This window comes from Vibrio sp. Vb1337, from assembly GCF_033338715.1.
Lineage (GTDB): Bacteria > Pseudomonadota > Gammaproteobacteria > Enterobacterales > Vibrionaceae > Vibrio > Vibrio alginolyticus.
Window position 1 is genome coordinate 21,951 of record NZ_JAWOTD010000015.1, and the last position, 22,533, is coordinate 44,483.

Annotated in this window: 22 protein-coding genes; 8 read left to right on the top strand and 14 right to left on the bottom strand. The window is 43.5% G+C overall.

What is annotated here, in order from left to right:
- Window positions 1-5 precede the first annotated feature (5 nt).
- Window positions 6-356 (bottom strand): nucleotide pyrophosphohydrolase, encoded by a 351-nt coding sequence (locus tag R7E42_RS16620; protein ID WP_029863040.1) that lies wholly within the window; start codon window positions 354-356, stop codon window positions 6-8.
- A gap of 156 nt (window positions 357-512) precedes the next feature.
- The gene (locus tag R7E42_RS16625; RefSeq protein ID WP_318072840.1) at window positions 513-1,040 is read right to left on the bottom strand and encodes a hypothetical protein; all 528 of its coding nucleotides are present in this window, start codon (window positions 1,038-1,040) and stop codon (window positions 513-515) included.
- A 465-nt stretch (window positions 1,041-1,505) separates the two neighbouring features.
- Here R7E42_RS16625 and R7E42_RS16630 point away from each other — a divergent pair, with 465 nt between their 5' ends.
- Window positions 1,506-1,649: a hypothetical protein gene (locus tag R7E42_RS16630; protein WP_318072841.1), complete on the top strand. Its 144-nt coding sequence runs from the start codon at window positions 1,506-1,508 to the stop codon at window positions 1,647-1,649.
- A gap of 78 nt (window positions 1,650-1,727) precedes the next feature.
- Here R7E42_RS16630 and R7E42_RS16635 read toward each other — a convergent pair whose 3' ends face one another.
- Window positions 1,728-2,042, bottom strand: coding sequence for a hypothetical protein (locus R7E42_RS16635; RefSeq protein ID WP_318072858.1), 315 nt, complete (start codon window positions 2,040-2,042; stop codon window positions 1,728-1,730).
- A gap of 258 nt (window positions 2,043-2,300) precedes the next feature.
- Here R7E42_RS16635 and R7E42_RS16640 point away from each other — a divergent pair, with 258 nt between their 5' ends.
- Window positions 2,301-3,263 (top strand): integron integrase, encoded by a 963-nt coding sequence (locus R7E42_RS16640; RefSeq protein WP_017636093.1) that lies wholly within the window; start codon window positions 2,301-2,303, stop codon window positions 3,261-3,263.
- Between the two features lie 43 nt (window positions 3,264-3,306).
- On the opposite strand, the gene R7E42_RS16645 is transcribed toward R7E42_RS16640, so the two are convergent.
- The 8 genes from R7E42_RS16645 to R7E42_RS16680 all read right to left on the bottom strand — a co-directional run bounded on the left by R7E42_RS16645 (window position 3,307) and on the right by R7E42_RS16680 (window position 11,196).
- Window positions 3,307-3,780: a DUF2947 domain-containing protein gene (locus R7E42_RS16645; RefSeq protein ID WP_017636094.1), complete on the bottom strand. Its 474-nt coding sequence runs from the start codon at window positions 3,778-3,780 to the stop codon at window positions 3,307-3,309.
- A 13-nt stretch (window positions 3,781-3,793) separates the two neighbouring features.
- A complete protein-coding gene (locus tag R7E42_RS16650; protein ID WP_005376917.1) occupies window positions 3,794-4,381 on the bottom strand; it encodes an HD domain-containing protein in 588 nt (195 codons plus the stop codon).
- A 1-nt stretch (window position 4,382) separates the two neighbouring features.
- Complete coding sequence (gene rimJ / locus R7E42_RS16655) at window positions 4,383-4,967, bottom strand: ribosomal protein S5-alanine N-acetyltransferase (RefSeq protein ID WP_005388271.1); 585 nt, start codon at window positions 4,965-4,967, stop codon at window positions 4,383-4,385.
- A gap of 36 nt (window positions 4,968-5,003) precedes the next feature.
- On the bottom strand, window positions 5,004-6,548 hold the full coding sequence (gene tyrR / locus R7E42_RS16660; protein WP_318072842.1) for a transcriptional regulator TyrR: 1,545 nt from the start codon (window positions 6,546-6,548) through the stop codon (window positions 5,004-5,006).
- 100 nt (window positions 6,549-6,648) lie between these two features.
- Window positions 6,649-7,689, bottom strand: a complete 1,041-nt coding sequence (locus R7E42_RS16665; protein ID WP_005388274.1) for a YcjF family protein — start codon at window positions 7,687-7,689, stop codon at window positions 6,649-6,651.
- A complete protein-coding gene (locus tag R7E42_RS16670) occupies window positions 7,686-9,062 on the bottom strand; it encodes a YcjX family protein (protein WP_318072843.1) in 1,377 nt (458 codons plus the stop codon). The genes R7E42_RS16665 and R7E42_RS16670 overlap by 4 nt, the downstream gene beginning before the upstream one ends.
- 256 nt (window positions 9,063-9,318) lie before the next feature.
- The gene (locus R7E42_RS16675) at window positions 9,319-9,504 is read right to left on the bottom strand and encodes a hypothetical protein (protein ID WP_005376906.1); all 186 of its coding nucleotides are present in this window, start codon (window positions 9,502-9,504) and stop codon (window positions 9,319-9,321) included.
- Between the two features lie 174 nt (window positions 9,505-9,678).
- Window positions 9,679-11,196 (bottom strand): fumarate hydratase, encoded by a 1,518-nt coding sequence (locus tag R7E42_RS16680; RefSeq protein WP_005376905.1) that lies wholly within the window; start codon window positions 11,194-11,196, stop codon window positions 9,679-9,681.
- Window positions 11,197-11,466: 270 nt separating this feature from the next.
- On the opposite strand from R7E42_RS16680, the gene pabB reads away from it, so the two are divergent.
- Complete coding sequence (gene pabB, locus R7E42_RS16685) at window positions 11,467-12,831, top strand: aminodeoxychorismate synthase component 1 (RefSeq protein WP_182016838.1); 1,365 nt, start codon at window positions 11,467-11,469, stop codon at window positions 12,829-12,831.
- Between the two features lie 366 nt (window positions 12,832-13,197).
- Here pabB and R7E42_RS16690 read toward each other — a convergent pair whose 3' ends face one another.
- A complete protein-coding gene (locus R7E42_RS16690) occupies window positions 13,198-14,898 on the bottom strand; it encodes an ATP-binding protein (RefSeq protein ID WP_005388280.1) in 1,701 nt (566 codons plus the stop codon).
- A gap of 7 nt (window positions 14,899-14,905) precedes the next feature.
- Window positions 14,906-15,445: a heme NO-binding domain-containing protein gene (locus R7E42_RS16695; RefSeq protein WP_005388282.1), complete on the bottom strand. Its 540-nt coding sequence runs from the start codon at window positions 15,443-15,445 to the stop codon at window positions 14,906-14,908.
- A gap of 231 nt (window positions 15,446-15,676) precedes the next feature.
- On the opposite strand from R7E42_RS16695, the gene R7E42_RS16700 reads away from it, so the two are divergent.
- From R7E42_RS16700 to R7E42_RS16720, 5 genes are all read left to right on the top strand, one after another.
- Window positions 15,677-16,276, top strand: coding sequence for a CoA pyrophosphatase (locus tag R7E42_RS16700; protein WP_005376901.1), 600 nt, complete (start codon window positions 15,677-15,679; stop codon window positions 16,274-16,276).
- A 345-nt stretch (window positions 16,277-16,621) separates the two neighbouring features.
- A complete protein-coding gene (locus R7E42_RS16705; RefSeq protein ID WP_005388284.1) occupies window positions 16,622-17,875 on the top strand; it encodes an aromatic amino acid transport family protein in 1,254 nt (417 codons plus the stop codon).
- A 97-nt stretch (window positions 17,876-17,972) separates the two neighbouring features.
- Window positions 17,973-19,334, top strand: coding sequence for an L-serine ammonia-lyase (locus R7E42_RS16710; protein WP_005376899.1), 1,362 nt, complete (start codon window positions 17,973-17,975; stop codon window positions 19,332-19,334).
- 212 nt (window positions 19,335-19,546) lie between these two features.
- The gene (locus R7E42_RS16715; RefSeq protein WP_138940463.1) at window positions 19,547-21,262 is read left to right on the top strand and encodes an EAL domain-containing protein; all 1,716 of its coding nucleotides are present in this window, start codon (window positions 19,547-19,549) and stop codon (window positions 21,260-21,262) included.
- Between the two features lie 94 nt (window positions 21,263-21,356).
- Window positions 21,357-21,824 carry a GNAT family N-acetyltransferase gene (locus R7E42_RS16720; RefSeq protein ID WP_017820448.1) on the top strand — a complete coding sequence of 156 codons (468 nt, stop codon included), beginning with the start codon at window positions 21,357-21,359 and terminating at the stop codon, window positions 21,822-21,824.
- A gap of 89 nt (window positions 21,825-21,913) precedes the next feature.
- Here the strand turns inward: R7E42_RS16720 and queD are convergent, their stop codons facing one another.
- Complete coding sequence (gene queD, locus R7E42_RS16725; RefSeq protein ID WP_005376896.1) at window positions 21,914-22,276, bottom strand: 6-carboxytetrahydropterin synthase QueD; 363 nt, start codon at window positions 22,274-22,276, stop codon at window positions 21,914-21,916.
- Window positions 22,277-22,533 lie beyond the last annotated feature (257 nt).

Below are 22,533 nucleotides of genomic sequence, written 5' to 3' on the forward strand. Positions count from 1 at the left end.
GTTTGTTAGTTTTTACTATTTCCACTGAGCTCAACAATGACGTCATCTGGTGTGACAACACGTGTTAGCAAGTGAGTGATGCTTGGGTCTTCAATAGGCTCAAGAGCATAAACTGGTTTACCGAGACCTAAAGCATAACCAATATCCATTGCTACACTTTTTCCGACGTAACCACCAAAGTTTAGAATGTAGGTAATTTCGGCTTCTCGAATGCGTTGCAAGCAACCATCAATACCGTTAGCTTGAAGAGGCTCAGAGATAGTAGTTTCAATACCTGCATTGACCAAAGTTTCTCGTATAGCCTGCATCTTTTCTAGATTTTTAAAACTACCAGCAATATAGACAGATTTACTCATACAACTACCCTATTTTTGCGTAAATTTTGATGTAAACACTAACGCCCTGTTAAGGTGTGAGCAACGCAATACCGAAGCTCCCGCATATCACCTTAAACACTAAAACCAACGCATAGTAAAAATGCCACGCGTTGCGAATCACTCTTAAACAGTTTGTTATAGCGCATTTGCACCTTCAAGCGCCCATACCATTACACCATCACGCTCAAACTTAGTCTGACGTCCATACCCAAAATTCGGACACATAAAAAATGCATACTTTAGCTGCGCATCTGTAGCGGCAACCTTGTCGATATCTTTTTTGAGTTTTTGATTATTGCTTGGGGTGACTGATGCAAAAACTTCAGCCGCTAACGTTCCACAATTTGACTCAATATCTGAGCCAGGCGCTGTACCTAAATTTAGAGTATATGGAGCAAGTTCAGAGTGATGCTTAAACAAGACCTCCATTGCGTTAAATGACGCTAAGTAAGTAAATGATTGATTAATTTGTTCAATTACATTCAACTCACGATCAGAATCCAGCGGATCAAAACCGACACCACCAAACTTCATTTTTGAAAATAACCCGTATGCATCCTGTTCAGTGCGGATTTGTTCAACAGATTTATCGATTGAATCCATGACCAACTGCTTTAGAGCTGCGACCTCTTCTTTGTCAGTAACACTGATAGTCTTACGCATTATTTCCTCCTGCGCTATAACGCCGCATTAAGGCGTGAACAACGCAATACACAACGGCTACCGCATTGCGCCTTAAATACAAAACTCGACGCAAACCGAAAATGCCACGCGTTGTGAATCGCGCTTAAATGCTTTGTTATACGCCCAACGCTGAAGCTACGATTTTAAGCCGAGCCCCACTTTGTAAGCACGAATTTTTATGTGTATTGATGCACTTTTGTGAGACTAAGACATTCAGCGATTTTTGATTGAAGCGCACTTGAAACACACAACACCAAAGAAAACAGAACTTCAGCAAGCACATAAGCTTTTAGGCTGACAATTTGGCAAAGCGGAGTTTCAACAAACACTACCGTATCGAACTTGCCTTATTTACCCAGATTGGGCAACACTCGCAAATTTAGAATTTGGGCATGAAGGCTTGGAGTCGATTACCTAATGATTTAGCAAAACTAAGAGGAACTAATGCGAATTAAACAAAGCGATAAGCCACAAGAGAAGGAGTCTTTGACGCAAGGGATTAGCAGCAAAACTCACCCTGCGTATAACGCCCTGTTAAGGGGTGAAGCACGCAATACCTATGCCGCCGCATGCCGCCTTAACCACTAAAATCAACGCATACCAATAATGTCACGCGTGCTGAATCCCTCTTGAACAGTTTGTTATGAGCGTACTTACGTTGCCCACTTACCAGACAAAAAGTTTGAAACAAACGAGGATAAGTGCAACTGTGACAAGACCAATCCAACCGATTGTTCGTGTTATTGCTTCCGGTGATTGTGTATTGAAATGCGGAAATAAAATGACCCCAAAAGATAACAGTGGCACAAAACCGTATAATTGCCCCATTTGTGATGATGTACCCGAAGGGAAAGGCGGAACAAACAAATACAAAATCGTATACGCAATATAGGCAAGCATTGCAATGCACGCTTCCTTTACCGACGTATCACTTTCTCCATACCAAAAGTAGAAACCCACAATGACACAAAAAACAGCCACACTGATCAATAGAACTATTCTCCTAATTACCCTTTAGCTCATAACGCTTTCTATACGGCGATTTGCCGTTTTTCTGGCAGGTTACCGCCTTCTTTCTTATCAAAAGCGCTATCAATCGTAGCACTTATATGTATGAAACAAATAGAAAAACAGTATGAATATGTGTGGTAGCGCGCGCAATTAGTCGGCGCACAGCACGCTAATTTCAAAAGTGGTGATACATTAACGGAGCTGTATAAATAAACAGGTTAATTTATCATGAAAAGTCAGTTTTTACTTAGTGTAAAAGAGCACATGCTTACTCGTCATTATGCGAATAAAACTATCGAAAGTTATCTATTTTGGATAAAACGCTTTATCACTTTTCACCAGCTTGCACACCCATCAACACTAGCAGAAGATGATGTCATTCAATTTCTGAGTTACTTAGCGGTAGAAGAAAAAGTTGCGGTAAAAACGCAAGCTTTGGCGCTGAACTCAATATCATTCTTATATCGTGATTATTTCAAAACCCCACTATCACTTGATATGAGATTTCAGAAATCCTTGACCGAAAAGAAACTTCCCGTTGTATTAACCAGGGAGGAGATCCGAAGATTCGTTCAGCATATCGACCCGAGGTATAGACTCCATATTCAGCTGCTTTACGGCTCAGGGCTTCGAGTTATGGAATGTTTACGCTTAAGAGTTCAAGACATCGATTATGATTATGGTGCAGTTCGCGTTTGGCAAGGAAAAGGAGGTAAAAATCGTACAGTCACATTAGCCAAAGAACTGCATGAACCACTCAAAGCTCAAGTTAATTTAGCAAGAAACTATTACTTTAAAGATAGGCACATGCCTGGTTATGCGGGCGTATACATCTCTGAAGGTTTACGACGTAAATACCCAAAAGCGGAGCTAGATTTTAACTGGCACTTTTTGTTTCCATCAACAAAGTTAAGCGCAGATCGAGACACTGGTGAACTCAGAAGGCATCATATCAATGAAAGCGCAATACAAAGAGCAGTAAAGCGCGCGGCAAGCGACGCAAGCATTGAGAAAACTGTAACTTGCCACACACTAAGACACAGTTTTGCCACGCATTTATTGGAATCTGGCGCAGACATTAGAACTGTTCAGGAACAATTAGGGCATACTGATGTAAAAACCACGCAAATCTATACTCACGTTATCGAGCGCGGGGCTGGTGGTGTGTTGAGTCCATTATCCAGCCTTTAGAAAAACAAAGCCACCTCGAAAGGTGGCTTTGTTTTATAACTCTTTATTGACGAACACCGAGTTTCACATTGCCTTTTGAATCAAACCAAAGTGCTTGCGAACGGCGACGTCCTATTAGTATCGGACCATCGTCATAAAAGAGAAAGTTCTTCCAGTGCTTTTTAAAAATAGACCATTTCGTTTCGATGACATTGTACTTCTCGTAGCAAAAGTAAACGGTTACATCGTCTTGCCAATCGATATGTGCCTCAGCTTCCGCTGGCATGTCAGGATCATCCGACTCCCACGCAGCCATCCAATCCACAGTTTCAGACCAATTCGCCTCATTCATTGGCCAGTCTTGGGAACTAAGTCTATCCATATCAGGGCTTTGAGCACTGATATTTTCTTTCCAAAATTGTGCTGAGCGGGCTTGGCTCATCGGCTTAATAAAAGCCAAATCTTCTTCTGGCACAGGCATCGACTGATGCGTAAAAATCCATTTTCTTTGGTATTCGTCCAAAGGCAAATAAGACATTCAGTCTCCTTTATTACGATTTCAGCCAACCTTTCTCTGTGGCTTCTTCAATCAACTCTTTCGCTTTGTCCCATAAGGTAACAGAGCCAAATTCAATTCGTTTATTAATGGTAAGTGCTTGTTCGCGTGAGACACCATGTTCCTTCCAACTCTGACCATTATTATGGTAGTTCAAGAGCATTGGAATTAACCGATCGAGTGCTTTTGCATACTTAGCATCATCGGTCTGCGCGGCTTCAAATTCATGCCAAAGCGCCAATAGCTCTTGCTCCTGATCGCTGGGTAACATACCAAACAAGCGCTCTGCGGCTCTGATTTCTTTTTCTGCTTGCTCTTGAGACGCAGCAGTATCATAAACAAAGGTATCGCCCGCGTCGATCTCTACTACGTCATGTATCAATAACATTTTCATCACTCGGCAAATATCAACAGGTGCATTCGCATGCTCTTCCATCAATATTGCCATCAGTGCGACATGCCAACTATGCTCACCACTATTTTCGAGGCGCCCTTCAGCACTTTTAACTCGAGTTCGGCGCAAAATGCTTTTGAGTTTATCGAGCTCGATTACAAGTGCTAACTGCTTTTCCAATCGTTCCATACTATCGTCCTTCTGGCTGCCAATTCGGATTAATAAGCGACGTTAGGACGTGGTCTTGCCACTCACCATTAATCAAAAGGTAATCTTTTGCATACCCTTCTCGGTTGAACCCTACATGCTCTAGCACAGATTCACTACGTTTATTGTGAGGCATGTAGCCAGCTTGAATACGATGCAGTTTCTGGACATTAAACATGTAGTCGCAAGCCATGGTTAATCCACGACGCATATAACCATGCCCTTGCGCTTTTTCAGCGAGAGAATATCCGACGTTACAAGAATAAAAAGGGAAACGACTCAAACTACTAAAGGATATCGTACCTAGCATTTCACCCGAAGAGGCTCTGACTAAAAGGCAATAATACCCCAATCCCATTCGATGCAGCTCATTGAGCTTGATAAGCTTTTGCAACCAACCGTTCACTGAGAAAAAAGCCTCTTCACGTTTCGGTTCAAACGGTTTCAGGTATTCTCGATTCGCTTGAAAATATTCGGCAATCATATCTGCGTCACCGATTTCAGCGGTACGAAGAAGCAAGTCACCGTCCAACTTATGAACGGCGATAGATGAGCTGTTATCTTCCATTACAAATGATTAATTCCGTCTTTTCGTTCAATTCGATTAATTCTTACGTATACCGTAATCACGCAGTTTATTAGCGATTGAGGTATGCGATACATTCAAGCGCTTAGCAAGCTTGCGGCTTGATGGGAATGACTGATACAAACGTTCCAGAACTTGAGATTCATAATCACGCATGATCTCATCCAATGAACCGTCGATGTTAAGCGTTGCACTACCAGCGCCGACTGACTGAGGCTGAGGTAAATTGAAGTGATCCGCGTTTAGTATACCACCATCCATTTCCGTGAGCGCTCGAAGAACCATGTTATCCAGCTGGCGCATGTTTCCTGGCCACTGATAATTTGCAAGGGCATCAACTAGACCATCATCAAACTCTGGCTTATCAATCCCAAGCTGTTGAGCATGTTTCGACACAAACAACTCAAGCAATGGTGCAACGTCGTTTGAGCGCTTGCGTAACGGAGGAATGCTGAGCGTAAGTACGTTGAGACGATAAAACAAATCTTCACGGAACATTCCTGCTTCAGAAAGCTCGGCAAGGTTATGTTTTGTTGAAGCGATGATACGAACATCGACATGCATCTCATCTTCTGCACCGACACGACGGAAATTACCATCTTGTAGAAAACGTAACAGCTTGATTTGAAGATGCGAGCTCATTTCACCGATTTCATCAAGAAATACCGTCCCGCCATTTGCTTGCTCAAAGATGCCTTTGTGGCCTTGTTCATGATTAAATGAACCCGGCGCATGACCAAAAAGTTCGGTTTCTGCTACATCGTCAGGCATCGAAGCACAACTCAAAACTAGGAATGGTTTGCTCGCACGGCTAGAACGGCTGTGGCAAGCTTTAGCAAGCATTTCTTTACCGGTCCCCGTTTCGCCCTCAATCAACAATGGTTGGTCAAGCACAGACAGCTTCTTAGCTTGGTTCATTAGTGCTTTATGACGGTTCGATAGACCAACAAAGTGCTCAAAACCCAGAGGATTATGCAGCGGTAGCGCTTCTTCAATTCTGGCAACTTGCTGACTAGAGCGAATCGTCATTAGAGTACTCGCTAGAGTCGAGTTTTGCGCTTCGTCTCGGATATAAACGGGCATCAACTCTAGAACATAGTCCAAGCCATCAATCACAAGGTTTTCCCGTGTTCGGCCATTCACACCCTCAGACCAACGAGAGAAACGAACACTTGGTAACAAAGCACCGATTTGAGTACCAATCACTTCTTGCTTGTGAAGGCCAAGCAATGAAAGTGCAGACATGTTTGCCATGTCTACGGCACCTTTAAGATCAATGGCAAAAACCGGATCGGGCAAGTTATCAACTAACGAGAGCAGCTCCGTATTGTGGCGCTCCATCGGCATAAACTGGATTTTACGTACGTCTTTCACCCCCGGAATACGGCGGATTTCAGCCATCAGCTCACTAAACGTATCAAAATCAATATCCGGGCAATTCAAATAGATAATACCGCTAATATCGATTTCGATACCACGCAAGTCGATGCTTTTAGACGCTAAAATATCGAGCAGTTCTCGGGTCAAGCCGAGTCGATCTTCACATAAGACTTCAAGACGCACTTAAAATATCCCAATTCACAACTGTCAGGAAAAGTTGACAGTAGTTTCTATCATGCTTGGAATGGCGTCAAGCAATCCTATCCATCAAAGTTGATATTCGTTACGGTTTCATCGTAATTGATGCAACTTTCGCCGCCACTGCCTTGCGTATGGTGCCCAACTTAACCTGACGGTCAGGATACCAGGGTAGTGGACGCAATAAGGTCATCGCTTTCAAGCCCAAACGTGCCGTTAGAATACCAACACCTAGCCCCTGCCCCGCACGAGCAGAAACTTTGCCAGCAAGATCCATCGACATCAAGTCCATACTGGCATCAATAGCGAGCTCACTGGCACCAGCCGCCGCCATATTGACAAATACCGCTCTTAGTAACTTGATGCGAGATGCATAACCTAGCTCTACCCCATATACCTTGGAGAGGTTGTCGATCATTTTGAAGTTTCGCCAAGCCACCAGCAACATATCAGCGGCAGCCAGAGGGCTCACGGCGACTAGGGCCGCACACTCGGTTGCGTGCTGTGATACGATTTTCGTTGCCAACTTGTCTTGTTGGCTCACCACCATCGAGTCATACATATCAAGAATTTCAGCGTCACTATGAGCAGGGTTAATACTGTTCTGCCAACGATCAAAGCCCGGATTCTCTGCCATCACACCACTTTGTTCTGCTACGGTTTCGCAAAAGGCTTTCCCTTTCCCAACGCTCTCACTATTAACAAGTGCTTCTGCTTCTTCTTGAACACTAAAATGATTTCGTAGTTTTCGCAGTTTCCAAAGCTCTTTACCCATAGCTCCTAAACCAAGCGAAGCGATCGCAGCAATAAACCCCGTCCAGCTTAAGGCCAGCCAATCAGAAGCCTGAATTGCGGTTATAACCGAGTCCACCGCTTGCCAGCCAACCAAACCAGCAAAAGTTGCAAATGCGCCAGTCGCGAGCCATTTTCTGCCCGATTTTGGACGAATGACATGCTCGAGTTGCAATTCCTGTTCGGTCTCCTGGTGCGCTTCTTTAACTTCAACAGGTACAAATGTTTCTTTTTCGCCGAATGTTTGCTGCGCCGTCAACTCCGGTTGATTCGATTGCTGCTCTTTTTCCATTACCTTTTCAGAGAAAACTTGTTTTTGCTTCAACTCACTCATTTCAATTTATCTCCAATCAGGTAATCCAGTGCTTTGTCTAAGCGTATGTGCTTCACTGGCTCATCATTCGGTGAGGGCATCGGACGAAACGACGTAAAATCAAACCCGTTGTTTTGCCAATAAGCTGCATTTGGTAGCTTTTTCGGCACCTCTCCGGGAAACATAGTCATCGGCTCACCACCCAATGTTGTTCCTTGTAACGCCGGGATGGTCTTATCTCCAGAGGAAATAAACCCCGTCGTGGTTGCTTGGATGGAAGCGATACTCATGCAGCTCATCTCAATATTCTCGTAGGCTGCCGTTTGCCATGCTGGATGCACCATTTGTTGGAGCAGAGACACCAAATTTGGGTGCTGATCGGGCGTGATATGATCCGCTTTTGTAGCAGCAAACAACACTTTGTCGATTTTTGGTGAGAACAAACGACGCAAAAAGCTACTACGACCATAACGGAAGCTATGCATGATCTGTTCTAGCGCTTGGCGCATGTCGTAAAACGCTTCATCACCAGCATTGAGAGGCTGCAAACAATCCACCAGTACAATCTGGCGATCGAAGGTCGCAAAATGATGCTTATAAAACGCTTTCACGACTTTCTGTTGGTATTCATGAAAACGGGCTTCTAGCATCGCTAAGTTACTGCCCTTGGACGCTTTGCTTTCTGAATCAACACGACACGGGAAAAACTGTAGCACCGGCGCGCCTGCTAGCTCACCAGGTAATACAAAGCGGCCAGGCTGAACCCAATGAAGGCCAGCGTCTTTACAAGAATGAAGGTACTCTGTGTATGTGTGTGCAACTTTCTCAAGTAGTTTCTCATTCACTTCTGCAAAGAGATCCACTTTCTCCAGTTCAGAAAGCCAAGCTTTGGCTAAATCGCCACGCTGGCCTTTAAGTGCATCAAACTGAGTTTGCGACCACGTTGCAAAGTCCATGTCCAATAAAGGCAGGTCGAGCAACCACTCTCCTGGATAGTCGATAATATCAACATTTAAAATTGCGGTTTTACTCAACAGCTTTTTCGTGGTTTTATTTGGTTTGTACTTGAGCGCTAAGCGAATCTCACTCACATCACGTGTCGGTACTGGCCACTGAGGTGGAGTCGCATGAATTTGGCTCATCGCCTCATCGTAAGCAAAGCGTGGCACCATCATATTCGATTGAGGCTCACGCTTCGCCCCAATAAGGCGCTTATCTCTAGCCGCAGTCAAAAGAGGCAAATTGTCATGGGTTGCAGTATGAAGAAGCTGATTCACTAATGACGTGATGAATGCCGTCTTACCGGCACGAGAAAGTCCGGTGACAGCAATTCGAACATTAGAGTCCATACCTCTGTTGATAAAGTCATTAACTTCTTTCTTTATTCTCTTCATTACGCTTCTTTATCTTACTCCACTTTAAAACAACGTTGTCAGCGACTTCGAATTTCGAGCTATGAATACTGTTCTATCCCGAATCCTATGAGTTTAACTTTATATACCTTAATAAAAGATGAACAAAACATCCGGCTTAATGCTGTGTTAAAAAAAGAAAAGCCCCTGAGTGGTTCAGAGGCTTACTTAATCTACAGCATTAGTAACTCTATATTCGCTGATTACTATGTTAAACAGGAACCCGCTTTCTTTAAGCCTAGTCGTCTTCGATCAACTTATAGATAACAAATAGAGCGATTTCTAAAATCAGCCACAACACACATGTGATGGTCACGTACTTTTCATCAAAGATGCTGATACCGTGAAGAATCAAGTCATAGCCAACAAAGCCACCTATCACTACAGCAAGAATAATTTGTAGAATCTGAATAAAACGAGGCATGCCGTCTCCTAATTATTGTTCGCATAACGTTTGATTGCTATGCCTAAAGGTTTATATCCTTAATTATATAGACAAAAAGTGCAGGTTTCGCTGCACTTTTGTCAATTGTTTGCTAGGTAAATCAGCACCTTGTCACATTCTCTCTACTGAGACGCAGCAAGATTGCCCTTTGCCTTATGCTTCCATCTCTTGAATTTTCACTTTCCAAGTGTCTGGACCGATTTGGTGCGCGTTAACACCATTTGAGTCGACAGCCACTGTTACTGGCATATCTTCAACTTCAAATTCGTAAATCGCTTCCATACCTAAATCTTCAAATGCGACAACGCGAGCTTTCTTGATCGCTTTCGCCACCAAGTACGCAGCGCCACCGACAGCCATTAGGTAAACCGCTTTGTGATTCTTGATAGATTCAACCGTTGCAGGGCCACGCTCAGCTTTACCGATCATGCCCATGATGCCGGTCTTTTCTAGCATCATGTCGGTGAATTTATCCATACGCGTAGATGTTGTTGGGCCAGCAGGACCAACGACTTCATCACCAACTGCATCGACAGGGCCTACGTAGTAAATGAACTTACCGTTTAGATCTACGCCTTCAGGTAGACCTTCACCGTTATCTAGCATGCCTTGAATACGTTTATGAGCAGCATCACGACCAGTCAGAATTTTACCTGATAGAAGAACCGTTTCGCCTGTCTTCCACTCTTGTACTTCTTCTTTAGTAATTGTGTCTAAGTTTACGCGACGCGTATTTTCGCCCGCTTCCCAAGTGATATCTGGCCAATCTTCTAGTTTAGGTGGTGTTAGCTCTGCTGGGCCGCTACCATCAAGCGTGAAGTGTACGTGACGAGTCGCCGCACAGTTCGGGATCAAACAAACAGGCTTAGAAGCCGCGTGCGTTGGCGCAGTTTTGATTTTAACGTCGACAACAGTCGTCAAACCGCCAAGACCTTGCGCACCGATACCAAGTTTGTTCACGCGATTGAAGATATCCAAACGAAGCTCTTCTTCTGCGTTTTGTGGGCCACGGTCAATAAGCTCTTGAATATCGATGTGTTCCATTAGAGATTCTTTTGCCAATACCGCTGCTTTTTCAGCCGTACCGCCGATACCAATGCCAAGCATGCCAGGAGGACACCAGCCCGCCCCCATTGTTGGTAGCGTTTTTTCTACCCACTCAGCAATATCGTCAGATGGGTTTAGCATCACCATCTTAGTTTTGTTTTCGCTACCGCCGCCCTTCGCAGCGATCTGAATTTCAACTTTATCGCCCGGAACCATGTTGATATGTACGACGGCAGGCGTGTTGTCTTTGGTATTAATACGTTTACCAGCAGGGTCCATAAGTACGGACGCACGCAACGGGTTATCAGGGTTCGTGTACGCTTGTCGAACACCTTCATCTACCATCTGCTGAACCGTCATGTCGGTCGAATCCCATTGCACGCCCATACCGATGTTGACGAAACACGTCACAATACCAGTATCCTGACAAATTGGACGGTGACCTTCTGCGGACATTCGGGAGTTAATTAAGATCTGAGCAATCGCGTCTTTAGCGGCTTGGCTCTCTTCGCGGTGATAGGCTTTTTCAAGAGCTTGAACAAAGTCTAGCGGGTGGTAGTAAGAAATATACTGTAGCGCATCAGCGACACTGCTGATCACATCCTGCTTGCGTATTACCGTCATTACATGCCTCGTTATAGTTATGCTTCCATTATTGGCTTGGCTTCAATCGTGTTTGTTGAGCTTATTGCTCTTTTGAGCTTCGTTTTTTATAAACAATTGTCGAACGGCTGATATCGACACACGAAATGCTGAAGTTGCCTACTTGTAAACCATCTCAAAACCCTATGAATAGAGGGAGTTTGGCTATACAGAGGAATATGATACTCTTGCTGCCCATGACATGCCATGCAGTGAACGATCTCTTTGTCACAAATTACACAAATGAACAACATGGACAATCAATTCATTGATTTTAAAGCGCTGGAATACGCACCAGAGTTTGCTCTTCACCTTTTTTCTCGCATTCAACACCTACCTTGGGCGATGTTGCTGCGTTCTGCATCAAAAACGCATATCGATAGCCGCTTCGATGTATTGGTTGCCAACCCAATTGCAACGTTAGAAACCACTGCCGACAACACACAAGTTGAAACACCATCGAATGCCTATTCAACTCAAGATGACCCATTTGCGCTGCTTCATCAGTTGCAAGAACAGTGGCTTCCTCACGTAGAGTTAAATAAAGAATTGGATTTGCCTTTTGTCGGCGGTGCGCTCGGTTACTTCAGTTACGATTTAGGTCGCCGCGTAGAAACGATGCCAGAAGTGGCAGAAAAGGACCTCAACACGCCGGATATGGCGGTAGGTCTGTATGAATGGGCCGTTGTTGTTGACCACCAGCTAAAAAAAGCATGCTTAGTCGGTCAGAACATCGAGCAAGCTTGGCAATGGTTAAACGAGCAAAAAGCAGAACAAACCGTTGACTTCGCTTTGTCTGGTGATTGGCAGTCAAACATGACGAAAGAGAGCTACGCCACTCGCTTTGACAAGGTGCAAGAATACTTGTTGAGCGGTGACTGTTATCAGATCAATTTGGCGCAGCGCTTTAACGCACCGTATCAAGGCAGCGAGTGGCAAGCGTATCTGAAATTGGAGTCCGCCAACCAAGCGCCATTCTCAGCGTTTATCCGTATGCCTGAGTCTTCGATTTTGAGTATCTCTCCAGAGCGCTTTTTAGAGCTCAAAGATCGCGTCATTGAAACGAAACCAATCAAAGGTACTCGACCACGCAGCGAAGATCCAAAGCAAGATAACGCTAATGCCCATGACTTGCAGACAGCGGAAAAAGATCAGGCAGAAAACCTGATGATTGTCGATTTGCTGCGTAATGATATTGGTCGAGTTGCATCACCGGGTAGCGTTCACGTTCCAAAGCTCTTCGATATTGAAAGCTTCCCTGCCGTGCATCATTTGGTGAGCACCATTCGTGCAAATTTGGATGAACAATACGCTCCTGCGGATTTGCTGCGAGCGTGTTTTCCAGGCGGTTCAATTACGGGCGCACCCAAAGTTCGCGCAATGCAGATTATTGAAGAACTGGAGCCGCATCGACGCAGCGCGTATTGCGGCAGTATTGGCTACATTTCACGCCATGGTCGTATGGACACCAGCATTACTATCCGAACTCTTGTAGCGGAACAAAACAAACTTTACGCTTGGGCTGGCGGCGGCGTCGTGGCAGATAGCGATTGCGCCTCTGAGTATCAAGAAACGTTGGACAAGCTTTCAAAGATTTTACCAGCGCTGCAATCGTAGATTTCAACCGCGGACAACGTCGCTTTAATGCTATTGACGAAAACAATCTAAAACGCCTCCAGAACGGATAATGCCGCTCGTTTAACAGCGAGTGGCATATTTCTGTATCTCATCACCCTGCACAGCGACGAAGGAGCGTGATACAGGTTCTTCTATTCAAGCACTTTGTGGTCAAATTTGTTTCATTACCCGCTCATCGTGCTGCTACTAGATTCTTAGTCTCGCCAAGGCTCGCTAGAATGACCCAAAAAACATCGTTAAATGATCGGCATTATCCAGTGTGGTGCGTTTTTCTGTGTATTTTATTTGCATGTACTTTAGCTTTTAGCCGTTGGCCAACAAAAATTCTTTTTTAAAAGGAAGCGTCTACTGCTCAAGCCACTTACACATAATCTGTTCAATATCGGTTGCGGTGTACGGCTTAGTGAGGATGTCGTCCATGCCTGAATCAATACACTTTTGACGCTCTTCGATGGTAGTGCCAGCGGTTAATGCAATAATAGGATGAGTAAAGCCACGCTCTCTCAGATACATCGTCGCCTCATAACCATCCATTTCAGGCATTCGGCAGTCCATGAATATCAGTTCGTAGTCTTTACTTTTCACCGCTTCTAATGCTTCTTTGCCGTTGGCTTTTAAATCAGGTGTAATGTCGAGTTTTTTCAGCATTTGAGTAACAATGACTTGATTCATTCTGATGTCATCAACCACTAATATTGAGCGTCCTGCTAAATCGCTTCGCTCTATGGTGACCAATTCCCCCTCTGCTGTGCCTTGTGCTTGCCCTTCCTCAAGAGGAATAGCAACTTTAAAAGTTGTCCCTTTGCGCTCTTCACTCTCAAAGCTAATTTGACCTTGCATCAAATCCACGAGATTTTTACAAATCGCGAGACCTAAACCTGAACCTTCAAAGCTGCGTTTCGCCGAGCGATCAACTTGGACAAATGGATCAAATAGTGACGGCTGTGCTTTTATTGGGATGCCAATACCAGTGTCTTCAACCTCAAAATAAGCCGTGCCGTTAAGCCATTCCACACGTAACACGACACCACCCAAGTGAGTAAACTTAATCGCGTTTCCCACCAAGTTAACCAAAATTTGTGTAATGCGCTCTAAGTCACCGACTAAAAATTCAGGGATCCCCAGCTTTTTATCGATAGAGAAATGGATGCGTTTTTCCGCAGCCTTAGCTGCAAATACACCCATGATGGCTTTTTCAAGCTCCTCCCAGGCAAAAACTTTATGTATGATTTCCATCATACCGGCATTCATCTTACTGAAATCAAGAAGATCATTAATGATAACTCTCAATAAGTCCCCTGATTGAGTCAAATTGCTCAAGTATTGACGCTGCTCTTCTTCTAATTGGGTTCGACTCAATAACTCCGCACTACCCAATACGCCATTGAGAGGAGTTCGCAGCTCATGGTTAATCATGGCGACAAACTCCTTCGTCGCTTTTTCTGATTCCTCAGCCCGCTTTCTCAGCTCGACCTCTCGCTCTAAACTTAAGTGTCGACCAATAACACCATGAACTAAGTCAGACACGAGCTCCATCTGTTTGGAAATAAAAGACTGATCGATTTGATCTTGCAACACAGAGAAAATCAACTCCCCAACCGTTTCCCCATCAATGATAACTGGCAAATGCAAATTCTCTCCCTGCCAATTAGGAGAAGTTAAAATCTCGTTGTTATGACGAAGCTGTAAGTGACCAAAGTGATGACGACGCAATGAGCTCAGCTTTGTAGCGTCAAGAAACAAGTAAGCCGCAGAAATGATCGAGTTAGAAGTGAGCTGCTCAATAAAGCTCGCTATCATTGCTTCATCGAACGTGCTCGATAAAAAAGTACGACCGAACTTAATCAACGTGGCATCAATTTGCTCTTCAAACTCAAACTTACGCAGATCCTTTTTAGATTTCAGCTCCAGCTTTTTCAATGCAACACTGAGTTGCTGGTTGGATTCATATAACTCTAAGCTTTTCTGTTCCAACAGCTGCTCAGCTGCTTTTCTTGATGCAACTTCTCGTTTGAGTTTCCTTTCTAATGAGGAACTTCCCGTCATATCGTTCTTATTGAGCCTCTAACCAAAAACGTACTTTGCTGCCATCTTCTGACTGGTTTTGATGTTTGATATGAACTACCTCACCAAAATGTGCAGCACAACCTTTTATCAATCCTAAGCATACGTGAGACATACATCTTGCGCTGTGGTAGTCAAATACCAATTGGGATTGGTTTTCACTAATGAAATCAAATTGCGGAGGGTTAGCATCAGGATAGAGCTTCTTAACTTCGACATGAATAAAGTCTTCAACATGGCGAACAAATTGAAACGTCGTTTCACACTGTTGCAAACTGGCGTGACTAGGAATGGAGCGAAGTAAATTCAAAAAGACGCACTCTCCAAACACTTCTTGCAGTTGCTCGGGGGGAACACCAGATACTTTACTGAGATTCACGATCAACTTAACCAAGTCTTTGTGATCGTAACTACCAACAGCGGTGTAAACACCTTCATCGTTAGAAAGATCGAGAACTTGGTCTAACACATCAAGGCCGAATTTCTCTTCTACTAACTCCATGAACTCGGTGAAAATAATCCCTTTCATTGGCCAATACTTGCCCTATAGTGACGTCCTAAAATAAAGAATGGTGTATAACCTTATAAGTTTCAAATTAATATGTTCAAGCAGAGTGAGACACACAACACAAAGAGGGAAAGTGCTGGCGAGTGCTTTAATGCGAATGTTTTATTTGGTAACCAGTAACGATAACGCCATACGCTTTGCCGTCTTTGAGTATAATAAATAATGGTTAGGCACGATAAATAAGGACTCAGTTTGGTTATCGACAAAACTCATTTACTACAGAACTTTCAATTTCGGCTTCCAACGGGCTACCACAAAGAGTCCCTTGCACGACTGAAATGGATGAAAGAAAAGTCCCTGAGAGATGCGGCAGTCTTAATCGGTTTTGTGGAACGCGATGACGGGTTACAAGTCATTCTGACTAAGCGTGCAGCCCACTTACGCCATCATCCGGGACAAATCAGCTTTCCCGGTGGCAAATATGAGCAGGAAGATATTCAGCTCGTGAATACAGCTTTAAGGGAAACCAAAGAAGAAGTTGGGATAGAAGATGAGCATATTCATGTGTTTGGTCAACTGCCTACACTACCAACGATTAGTCAATTTAATGTGACACCTTTTTTGGCTTTTGTTTCTCCGGAATATAAAACGCATATTGACCCAAATGAAGTAGAGTCAGTTTTTGAGGTTCCTGCCAACCATATTCTGAACCCCAAAAAATTGTATAGCACCAAATTTGACCTAAAAAGAAGCAGTCATCGTGTATTTGCTATCCCATATAGACAGCATTTCATCTGGGGCATGACGGCACAAATTATCGAATCAATGCAAAAACATATTATTTCACATTAAACAGTTGTTGATATCGGTGCTTTTATAGGCGCGATCATTATGCGCATCAATATTAATAAAACGTTGCTTCATAAACATTCATTCACATTAGATTAATTTTCCATTTTCACCGCAAACGCTTGCGGTGAAATAAATTTATACAAACAGCCCTATTGATAAGTTTTTCTAATTTTACTCATTAGCAGAAATCACGAGTAGCACATCATTTTCGTGATAAAAAGCAGGTTTTTGACATATCATTCAATAAGCGTAAGCAATAAATGATTTAGATCTAATTTTCCTAGTGTAAAATCTTGCAAAATTACTCCCGACTTATTTCCTGTTCCCAAAATGAGTAACTAAAAAATGAATACAACTACTTCTGCGGTTTCTACCGCACAATCGTCTAGTAAGTTTTCTTACAAAGACTTTACCTGGTGTCTGTCCCTTTTTGGTACGGCAGTAGGTGCAGGTGTACTGTTCCTTCCTATTAAAGCAGGTGCAGGTGGCTTTTGGCCATTAGTAATCCTAGCCCTAATTGCAGCACCAATGACTTGGTTCGCACACAAATCTTTAGCTCGTTTCGTTCTTTCTGCGAAAAACCCTGAAGCGGACATCACCGACACAGTAGAAGAGCACTTTGGTAAGACTGGCGCAAACCTTATTACGTTCGCTTACTTCTTCGCTATCTACCCAATCGTACTTATCTACGGTGTTGGTATCACAAACACAGTTGACTCTTTCCTAGTTAACCAAATGGGCATGGAATCTATTCCTCGCTGGCTACTTTCTGGTGCACTTATTGCTGCAATGACAGCAGGCGTAGTATTCGGTAAAGAGCTTATGCTGAAAGCAACTTCAGCAATGGTTTACCCTCTCGTGTTCATCCTACTAGCTCTGTCTGTATACCTGATTCCTGGTTGGAACACTTCAATGATGGAAGTGTCGCCTGACTGGGGTGCAATGCCAGCTATCGTATGGCTAGCAATCCCTGTTATTGTGTTCTCTTTCAACCACAGCCCAATCATTTCTCAGTTCTCTAAAGAGCAACGTCGTGTATATGGTGATGACGCAGTTAAGAAAACTGACGCTATCACTGGTGGCGCAGCAATGATGCTGATGGGCTTTGTTATGTTCTTCGTTTTCTCTGTTGTACTTTCTCTGTCTCCAGAGCAACTAGCAACGGCGCAAGAGCAAAACATCTCTGTTCTTTCTTACCTAGCAAACGTGCATGAATCTCCACTGATCTCTTACATGGGTCCATTGGTTGCTTTCGCAGCGATCACCTCTAGCTACTTTGGCCACTTCTTAGGTGCGCACGAAGGTCTAGTTGGTCTAGTGAAATCTCGTTCAAAATCACCAGTAAGCAAGATCGAGAAGATGTCTCTAATCTTCATTGTAATCACAACTTGGATCGTTGCTATCGTTAATCCAAGCATCCTAGGTATGATTGAAACAATGGGTGCACCGATGATTGCGGCAATCCTATTCTTGATGCCAATCTTCGCAATGCAAAAAGTTCCTGCGATGGCTAAGTACAAAACTTCAGCACCTGTGCAAATTTTCACAGCAATCTGTGGTCTTGCTGCAATTAGTTCTGTAATCTACGGCGCTCTTTAATCATCTCTGCCCAGTGCAGTATGATTAATCCAAAAATATAACGATAAAATTAAGCCTCCCAACTCCCCTTGGGAGGCTTTCTTCTGAGGTAATCGATATGATTAGTGTTTTTGATATCTATAAAATCGGTGTTGGACCTTCAAGCTCACACACTGTAGGCCCAATGAAAGCGGGTAAAGAGTTTATTGATGATCTTCGTGCAATGGGAAAACTGCGCGACATCACTAAAATCACCGTTGACGTTTATGGATCACTATCACTGACAGGGAAAGGTCACCACACAGATATTGCTATCATCATGGGTCTTGCAGGCAACACTCCTGAGAAAGTTGATATCGATTCTATCCCGGGCTTTATCGCTCGTGTAGAAGAAACTGAACGCCTTCCTGTTGGCATGCACTGTCACACAGTATCGTTCCCACGTGAAGGTGGAATGAACTTCCACAAAACAAACCTAGAGCTACACGAAAACGGCATGCAGATCCACGCTTGGATTGATGACGAAAAAGCGTACTCAAAAACTTACTACTCTATCGGCGGTGGTTTCATCGTTGATGAAGAAAATTTCGGTAAAGAAGCTGAAAACCCAGTAAAAGTACCTTACCCGTTTACAACGGCAGAGGAACTGGTTAACCAATGCCACGAAAGTGGATTGTCCATCAGCGCACTAACCATGAAGAATGAGCATGCGCTTCATTCAGATGAAGAAACTCGTACTTATTTCGCGAACATCTGGCGCACAATGCGCGAGTGTATGGATCGCGGTATGAATGAAGAAGGTATTTTGCCTGGTCCACTACGCGTGCCTCGTCGTGCAGCAGCACTTCGCCAGCAGCTACTTACTTCAGAAAAGACGACAAACGACCCAATGTCTGTTGTTGATTGGGTAAACATGTTTGCTTTCGCAGTAAACGAAGAGAACGCAGCTGGTGGCCGCGTAGTAACGGCACCAACTAACGGTGCGTGTGGCATCATCCCTGCGGTACTGGCTTACTACGATAAGTTCATCCAAACTGTGACTGAAAAAGATTACATCCGTTACTTTGCAGCTTCTGGCGCAATCGGAGGTCTTTACAAGCGTAACGCGTCTATCTCTGGTGCAGAGGTTGGCTGTCAGGGTGAAGTTGGCGTGGCATGTTCTATGGCAGCAGCAGGCCTTGCTGAGCTTATGGGTGGTAGCCCAGAGCAAGTATGTATGGCAGCAGAAATCGCGATGGAGCACAACTTAGGTCTAACGTGTGACCCAGTTGCAGGTCAGGTTCAGGTTCCATGTATTGAGCGTAACGGTATTGCGGCAGTAAAAGCAATCAACTCTACTCGCATGGCACTACGTCGCTCTTCAGCTCCAACTGTTTCTCTAGATAAGGTTATCGAAACCATGCTAGAAACAGGTAAAGACATGAACGCGAAATACCGCGAAACATCTCAAGGTGGTCTAGCAATCAAAGTGATTTGCTAACACGCCTTTCTGAATACCAATCAAAACCCGAGTCTGTGCTCGGGTTTTTTTTATACCTAAAAAACCCAGGAAAATGCGTTATCAGGACAAGTAAAAAAAACCTAAAACGTTGAATATATCCAAATATTATGGATATCTCAGTAAAAAATCACATCTCTTCCCTAGCTTTATTGATAACGTAGCCAAAAATTAAACTTGGAGCACATCAACACATGATTAGGTTTGAAATTGGAAACCAAATCTGCGTTTGCTTGTCCGAAAACGAAATATCTCTAGAGCTCAATCAGTCACTCCACCACTCCATTCCTGTCAACCCAAATGAGTACGCCATTCTGTCAACTATCGCCACATACGGCAGTTTAAATACGCCGATTAGTCAGCGGTTAATAGAAAGCAAAATCACTCAACAATACAAAATGACACTGCCTGAAAATGGCTTTAAAAACGCGGTGGCCGCTCTAAGAAAGAAATTTCGCAAGCTCACGGAAGAACATTTAACCACTAACAAAAACATTATCGAAAACATTCACCGGACCGGATACTTCATCCCTTTTACTATGCAAAACAACCATCAGAATGGCATCGAACATCAACAGAAGATCAATCAATACACAACCAATAGTCTTCGCAAAGCGCTTCGTATTTGCCTGCGTAATAAAAAGATCTATTCAGAAGCAATGTGGGTTGTGTTGATCACTGCGATCATTTTCTTTGCTATCTGTTACTACGCGATAAACAGCATCGTTAAACATAATTATCTGGATAACGCCTTCGAAATTGCAGAGAATCTTTCCCGCAGGAGTTGCTTTGCTAATGAAAGCGAACTGAAGTCACTATTTGATAATGTGAAGTTGGTGGAATCGAGCATGATGCTAGATCGTTTCAATATTCGATGCTTAGTCACTCCAGAAACCGTTGTCCCTGTCAGCAAAAAAGCGTTTGAAGAGTGGAGTAACAATAGCAATTACACGACACAATCATTTGACTTAAATAACGCAACTGTTTTGGTTCGTGTTAAAAACATTAACTTATCCGACAATGTTGAAAATCATATTTCACGTTTTTTTCTTTCCGGTATGAAGCTATCAACGAATACCGGAACATCGTTAGAGATTGGTAACACCAATGAACGCTTCTTCAATTATCACGTAAAGAATAGTGGCTATAAAGAGGTGTATTACATCTCTGGACCGTTTCAAAGTATCATTCTACTGAGCTTACTTTTTCTCATTATACTGCGTCACCGCTCCCTACAAGCCTTTATGGCTTACTTGTGCGCAATTCGACAATTCAAAATAAAACTGGAACCGATTTATAACACTTCGGCACAAAAGATTGTGCACTACGAAGCCCTCTCCCGGTTTAAGGTAAAAAATACGCAACGGTTTATTGAAACACTGATCCGCAATGGATTGCTGCTAACTCATACCTTACTGGTGATTGATTCCATCTACACCAAACAAAAAGCGTTGCCCATCCCTATCAGCATTAACGTTTGTCCTTCTTTGCTGCGAGGGCGTAACTTTTCAATCCTATATAGAGAGCTATCTAATCGGGATTGCCGTTTGCTGACAATCGAAATCACAGAAAATGCATCGATGTATTATACCTCTGAGATTTATGGCAATGTCGCGAAACTAAAAGCACTGGATTGTAAAATCAGTATTGATGACTTTGGCACCGGCAATAATAATGTGGCGCTTATCAGCAAGCTGAATCCGGACTACCTCAAAATCGACCGAGAATTTGTTATTGGCCTAAAATCTGATGATAAAAAGATAGAAACCTTGCGTCAGTTAATTGCTATGGGCAATACGTATCGCTGCACGGTCATTGTTGAAGGCGTAGAAACGGCAGACAGTGCTCACTTACTCACAACATTGGGCGCCTATATTCACCAAGGTTATTATTACCCTCTTCATTGCTAGCTTTTCTTCACTCGGTTAGTTACTTAAAATAGATCTAATACTCTATAAAAACTCGTGGTGGCATAACGGTATGCCGCCAATTTGTGATTGAGCGATGATTGCGATTAAACCCACCAAACTGAAAGATTTTTCAAGTTTGATGCAATTGGATGTGCAAGAAGAGCAAAAAGGATTTTTTACACCGTTTGAAATGGCTTATCAAAAACGTAGTAAGTCAGAGGCGTTCTTTACGATTTATTCTGATGATCTATTAGTAGGCTACCTTGTTATCGATAAAGGTTTCTCCCAACATGCGCCGTTTGCTAAACGATACGAACTGGAGCTTAAGTACTTGATGATTGATCAACGTTTCCAACGTCAAGGGGTTGGGAGTGAGGCATTGCGTAAACTGTTCCTTTATGCGTATACCATTAACCCTAAAAGCACCTCTCTTTGCGCCACTGTCCCACAAAGTCAGCAATACGCTATCAGTTTTCTTGATGCGTGCGGATTCATTAATACAGAGGAAACAACATTGGGTGATAATGAAAAAGAATGGATTCTACGACACCCATTAAGCTAGCTGGTGAAGCATAATCAAAATTGGGCCATTCAGATACAACAAAGGCAAGCTTCTCGCTTGCCTTTGTTTAATGCTCAACAGAAAGTGACTTATTCGCCTTTGTAAATACAACCCGCTGTGCACGTTTCTTTGATTTCTACTTTACTTAGCAGTGGTAAGCTTGGCTTGAGCTGCTGCCAAATCCATTTTGCTAACACTTCGCTAGTCGGGTTCTCTAACCCTTCAATGTCGTTTAGGTAGTAATGGTCTAAGCGATTGTAAATTGGTTTAAATGCAGCTTTGATCTCTGCAAAATCCACTACCCAACCTGTATGTGGATCAACTTCACCTTCTACATAAAGACGAACAAGGAAAGAGTGTCCGTGCAAACGACCACACTTGTGACCTTCTGGTACGTGTGGCAAATGGTGTGCTGCTTCGAACATAAACTCTTTGTATAATTCTGTTTTCATCTTGATTCTCAGGCTTTAAAAAGACAGGCAATACTAAGGAATTCGCTGCCAAGAGACAAGCGTTACCCCATACAAGCGTAGCAAAAACTTCCGCTGGTTCCCGGCCTCTTTGCTATCACTCACACCAAAGCGCCGTATTTCTGTCACGCGCCAAACATTTGATTACACAGCACTCACATCACAATTACATATCCCCAACATGTGTGGGGTCACAATCATTCATTTCGTTGTTCGCAGTGCGCATTTGTGCACATTAA